The organism is Bradyrhizobium sp. ORS 375 (genome assembly GCF_000239775.1).
GTDB lineage: Bacteria > Pseudomonadota > Alphaproteobacteria > Rhizobiales > Xanthobacteraceae > Bradyrhizobium.
The window spans coordinates 1-5,222 of record NZ_CAFI01000274.1 but is presented as its reverse complement, the minus strand read 5'-3'; the positions used below and the strand labels follow the sequence as shown (position 1 = coordinate 5,222).

Annotated in this window: 6 protein-coding genes and 1 tRNA gene; 5 read left to right on the top strand and 2 right to left on the bottom strand. The window is 61.5% G+C overall.

Features of this window, described 5'->3' with window-relative positions:
• Positions 1-414 precede the first annotated feature (414 nt).
• From BRAO375_RS20020 to BRAO375_RS20005, 5 genes are all read left to right on the top strand, one after another.
• Positions 415-490: transfer RNA gene (locus BRAO375_RS20020), tRNA-Lys, on the top strand.
• A 180-nt stretch (positions 491-670) separates the two neighbouring features.
• Positions 671-982 (top strand): hypothetical protein, encoded by a 312-nt coding sequence (locus tag BRAO375_RS20015; RefSeq protein ID WP_035641387.1) that lies wholly within the window; start codon positions 671-673, stop codon positions 980-982.
• Positions 983-1,231: 249 nt separating this feature from the next.
• Positions 1,232-1,969, top strand: coding sequence for a hypothetical protein (locus BRAO375_RS20010; protein WP_009029265.1), 738 nt, complete (start codon positions 1,232-1,234; stop codon positions 1,967-1,969).
• 638 nt (positions 1,970-2,607) lie between these two features.
• Positions 2,608-2,871 (top strand): hypothetical protein, encoded by a 264-nt coding sequence (locus BRAO375_RS37540; protein ID WP_009029264.1) that lies wholly within the window; start codon positions 2,608-2,610, stop codon positions 2,869-2,871.
• Positions 2,852-3,649, top strand: a complete 798-nt coding sequence (locus tag BRAO375_RS20005; protein ID WP_009029263.1) for a hypothetical protein — start codon at positions 2,852-2,854, stop codon at positions 3,647-3,649. The genes BRAO375_RS37540 and BRAO375_RS20005 overlap by 20 nt, the downstream gene beginning before the upstream one ends.
• 57 nt (positions 3,650-3,706) lie before the next feature.
• Here BRAO375_RS20005 and BRAO375_RS37535 read toward each other — a convergent pair whose 3' ends face one another.
• Together BRAO375_RS37535 and BRAO375_RS20000 are read right to left on the bottom strand one after the other, a co-directional pair.
• Positions 3,707-3,892, bottom strand: a complete 186-nt coding sequence (locus tag BRAO375_RS37535) for a hypothetical protein (protein ID WP_009029262.1) — start codon at positions 3,890-3,892, stop codon at positions 3,707-3,709.
• Between the two features lie 151 nt (positions 3,893-4,043).
• A complete protein-coding gene (locus BRAO375_RS20000) occupies positions 4,044-4,586 on the bottom strand; it encodes a hypothetical protein (RefSeq protein WP_009029261.1) in 543 nt (180 codons plus the stop codon).
• Positions 4,587-5,222: the final 636 nt, after the last annotated feature.

Below are 5,222 nucleotides of genomic sequence, written 5' to 3'. Positions count from 1 at the left end.
GAATGACACCGTCGACGGCTGAGCCGCGTAGCCGGATGAGCGAACGCCTGGGCCTGAAGGGCGCAGGCGGCAGCGACATCCGGGTTCATCGCAACCACCCGCGAGACCCCCGCATGTCGCCCCCGCCGTCGCTCTGCCGAGCGCCGACGGCGGCTCATGGCGGGCTACGGGACCGTCATCGCCGCCCCCGAACCGATCGTCGATCTCCCGTGGTTTCCCCCGCCCGCCCTATTGACCGGAACGGACCCACCCCCTACACAGCGCCCACGACAGGATGCGGCCCAGAGGCCGGGGTTTGACCGCCTCGTTCCCCATGCCGCAGTGAACCACAGCCCCGCCGCAAGCGTTCTGATGGTCACCTGCCGACGATCCGGACAGTGACGGTTGAAGCCGTCACACCGCTTCCCTGGGAGCGAGCGCGTAGCTCAGCCGGTAGAGCACGTGACTTTTAATCATGGGGTCCCGGGTTCGAGTCCCGGCGCGCTCACCAGCAACCATCTGCAACCTGGCCTTCCTGATTCCGCCACGACCTCGGCGTAAGCCGACCGTCGGCGCATGTTCCTTTACCGGAACTCCGGATCATGCTACCAAACGCACCTCAAGGGGCATAAGTGGCCGGCAAGGCCCTCAGGTTGTAATGTGGAGTTGGGGCGTGGTCGATTGGTCGCAAATGGATGATGACGAGCGATACCGGCAGGCCTATCGCTGCGATCCGGAAAGCAGCATCAAGCCGACCGTCACCGGCGACTGCGGCAAGAATCACAAGACCCTCGACGAATGGCGGCAGTGCTTCGCCTGCGATGCAGCCGAGCGACGCCGCATCGCGGGCGATGTCTCCGGGCTGCATCTAACCGCTGAGCAGATCGCCGCCCTGACCGCAGCCGGCGCCAGCGGAGCGGTCGAGCCAGCCCGACAGCCCCGCGCCGCGCGGCCCGATGCGCAAGCTGGCTCGCCGCTGAAGGCCATCGACGCCAAGACGTAGCCAGGGCAGGCGCGGAGATCGATCGCGAGGCCTCCGCTGGGATTCACGCCGGTGTCGCTCAAGGAGATCAAGGCGCGGCTGCGACGCTACCGCTGCGGACAGAGCCTGACCCGACTTCGCAGTCGGAGCGGTGAAGCGAACACACCCTGCTAGGGTGTGCACAACAGCTCTATATACCGTCAAAAGAGAAATAGCCCGATTGAGTTCCCGTAAAGGTTGCGATTGGATGCGCACCTCTGGGGGGCTGAAATGAGACATTGGGCATCTCTGCTGCTGTGCAGCCTGCTCGCCGGGTGCGTCAGCACTGGCGAGACGATCTCGTTTCGGGCCTCGAACCCACAGCAGCAATCGCTGATGCGCGACGGCCAGCCAGCCCTGGTCTCGCGTCAGAAGACGTCGCTGGTGCTGGTGCGCCCGGCATCGCGCCAGCTCCAGCGCAACGGCCGGCCCGTCTTCGTCGTCGCCATCAACAATCTCAGCCGCCAGCCGGTCGAGTTTCGCGTCGCCCAGGTCGAGGCCGTGCAGCATGCCGCAGGCTCCGACTTCGAGATGAAGGTCGTGACCTACGAGATGCTGGTCCAGGAGGAGCGCAACCGGCAGGTCGCCGCCGCCGTGCTGACGGGGCTTGCCGCCGGCGCCAACGCGATGAGCGCGTCCCAGGCCGGCCGCGGCACCTACACCACGCCGAGCGGCCGTACCGGCACCTTCTACAGCCCGACCGCCGCCGCCATCGCGCAGAACAACGCCGCGATTCAGAACGAGGCGATGATCTCCGCGACCATCGAGACCGGCCAGCGCAACATGGCGATGCTGGAGCAGGCGGTGATCAAGGACAACACTTTGATGCCGAGCGAGTGGTACGGTGGGCAGCTGCACCTGGCGCCACCGACAGATCAGGCCGGGGCGGCGAAGACGTATACGATCGTGATCACCGTGGGGACCGACCGACATGTGGTCGAGGTGTCGCAGGCGCCTGCGGGGGTGTGAGATTCGCGCTCGGAATTTGCGTGCGGTCGCATCAAAGTGCCAAGAAAGCGGGACGCATTCCCACGGATTATGTGCAATCCAGCACCGTCACCGCAACTACCACGACCGAGAGGCCGGCGCTTTTCTGAGTTAATGGAAGCCTGAGCGATGTTTTGCACGTCGCGTGCCACAAGAACGCCCGTAAAGCCCGCAGTCTTGACCGCGCTACCCTGTATCATGGCGGGCATTCAGTACCCGATAGGAACGCCGGTTAGTGGCTGTTAGACCGTCACCGCAGCTGTTCCGTGACGTGCCGCGGTCCCCACTGTCGCCGAATGGTGAACGTTCCGATTGATCGGCTTCCGCCTGATTGGCCTTGGCTTCGCGTCTATTCGGCGATGCGCTGCCCGAATTGCCGTGCCCGGGGACGAGTGAACATCACTCCGAATTGGCGTGATGCTAAGCCGACACCGTATGATCCCGGGGCGCACCGTCTGAATCTCTGCAAAACGCGAAAGTCCTCGTCGTCGCTGTTCACATCGTCGCGAAAACGCGGGAAAACCTTCCGCTGACATAGAACGACTCTACTCCCCTCCCAAGCGAACCGTCTAGAACGGGGCTGTGACCACAATCGCAGTTATCAATTAGGAGGCATCAGATTGACTGAGGTGGCGTCGTTCAAACATACGTTGAGATTGGGCCATAACGGCTGGCAGGCAACGTTCCTCAGAAAGCATCGTACTCACGCTGACGACTTCGAGATTTATTACGGCCCCGATGTCTTTAGCAACAAACAGGCGGCTATCGATTGGATCGAGAGGAAGTACGTGGCGAATGGCGCTGCACCACCCATGGCCTATGGCGACGATGAACAAGGATTAACTATAGAAACGGGACGCAAATATGAACATGATCAATCCTGAGGATCGCACTACCGCACTGGGATTGTTCAACTACGCTCGCTCCTACTGGCGCTCTGCTGAGCAGCTGCGGGCTTCCAAACCTGACGTCTCACACCCGGACGCGCCGATACTCTTCCTCTTTTACCACTCAATCGAACTGTACATGAAGGCGCACGTCCGCAACGAAGGCTTCGACCTGCAGCAATTGAAAGAAATATCGCACAATATTCTGAAAGCTGGACGCGCAGCACATCAGAAAGGTCTGCAACTCACGGACGATGATTTTATGCTTCTAACCACAATAAACTCAGACGATAACGTTGTCAGAAGTCGCTACATCACCACAGGCGCTCACACGCGGCCCGAAGAATATGCCCTATCGGATTTCTGTAAGTACTTAGATGGCGCGGTTTCGGATAATCTGATCTCGCATGGCGTAACCGTGCATCGGAAGAATTTCGGTGCTGTACCAGTTAGTTCTAGCAGCGTACCTGTTGATGATTGGTTGGCGGAAGAGGTCGACTCGCTAAGCGACAAAGAGCGGAACATTCTGGCGTTCCTGCTCCACCATAATCAGCGCATGTTCACATGCGCCTTTGACTACGGCCATGCCGCAACCTTAGTCGCGCGCGGCATCATCAGAGCAGCGGTACAACCCGGCCAGGCCTTCGATCCGGAGAACATGCCAGCTGAGTTGCCCCTAGAGGTCTGGCGTTGGCTTCGTCCGCGGCGAGAACAATTCCCCTACACGGGGACCGAAAACGACCCGTTCCCGTGGCGTAAGGCCTGGTTCGAATAGGCTCATTGTCACTGGGATTATCGTGTCTCACTTGAGGGGTGCAGTCCAGCACTCTCACTAGCGTGCAATCCAGCAGAAACGTGGGGGGCGTCGAAATCCGACGTAAATGCCGTCCCGGCGTTCAAACAGTTGAATTTTCTCGTAGACGCGTTCGTTCTCCGCCACGCGCGCGGCGGCGCGTTCTTTCATCACTTGGACAGCTTGGCGCAGAGACTTCGAGATTCGTTTGATCGACGGCAGCATGTTGGCGATTGCAGTGACAGCGATGGACTACCCCCTCAGTGAGACAGACAAAGTTGGGAGTTACGGTGAAGCTGTCACCTTCACTCCCACACTAACTCTCCAAGTTTGCAACTGCCGTCATCACCGGTGGACAACAGCTCCGTCCCGTCCATCACCTCCCTGCGGCATCAGCCTCCAACACCACCTTCGCGACCGGATAGCGCCAGTCGTTCTTCGAGTTGTCGGCGGCGGCGTCGATGCCTGCCACGATGACGGCGCCAAGGATGCCGCCGTTGACGCCGCTGGCCAAGCGCGCCTGGCGCGTGGAATCGAACGGCGCGACCGTGATCATCCGCTTTTGATAGCCGGGCTTTTGGCAGGTCACGGCCAGCGTGCTCGACTGGCCGCGATAGAGCGGCACGCGCACCTTGGCGGGGCTCGTCATGGTCGCCGTGAAGCCAGAGGCTTCCAGTGAGCAGGAGGCCCCGGCCATCTCGACCTCGCCTCCGCCCTCGGGATTGTGGAACGTCCGCACCTCCACGAGCTGGTCACCCGCGAACTCCGGCACGCTTGCGTCGGTTCGGCGCTTCCCCTCGTAGACATCGATCCCGCGGCTGCCCGTGGTCGATCTGATGTCGGTCACGTTGTTGACCGCAAGCGGCGCAGCACAGCCGCCAAGACACGCCGCTCCAAGGAGGGCCAGCCAGCTGGCCATCCAACGCAAACTGTTCATTTGAGCCCCCACAGCACCCCTACTGTCGTCGACCGCAGGGGTAGCAGGGGCCGATCTGGGGAACAATAGCCGCAACCTCAGGGGGAATAGAACAACTAACAAAAAGCCGCCTACGTTGCGGACCGGACACAGTCGCTGCCGTCCAGCGCACGTGATGCTCGCGCTGGTTGCAGTGACCGACAGAGCTTGATGGGCAGAGACCGGACATGGTGCGACGGCGCTGCGCCTCCCCGCAGCATTGCTGTGAGGATGCGCGGACAAACTCATTTCATCAGGCCGCGCAAGGCGATCACCCCTGTCCAGTCATCGGCGCAGAAATATTCCACTTCACTTTTTCCGAATTTCATGATTGATTGTCGCCATCCCGTACTCCTCGAGAGGGGCGGATCGCGATCGTCACGGACGTTGGGTGCGGGGAGCGGTGGCCGCGGCTGTCTGCAGCGCGCTGATGCGCGCGGACGAACATTCGGTCGCGGACGTGAAATCGCGTGGTCCTGGCGCCCCGAAGCTGGCGCCAAGCCCTGGGGATGATGACCCCTGCGGGCGACGGTGGCTATCAAGCCGGACACCGGGGAGATCGCGTATAAGCGTGAAGACCATCGCGCGGGGAATGCCGGG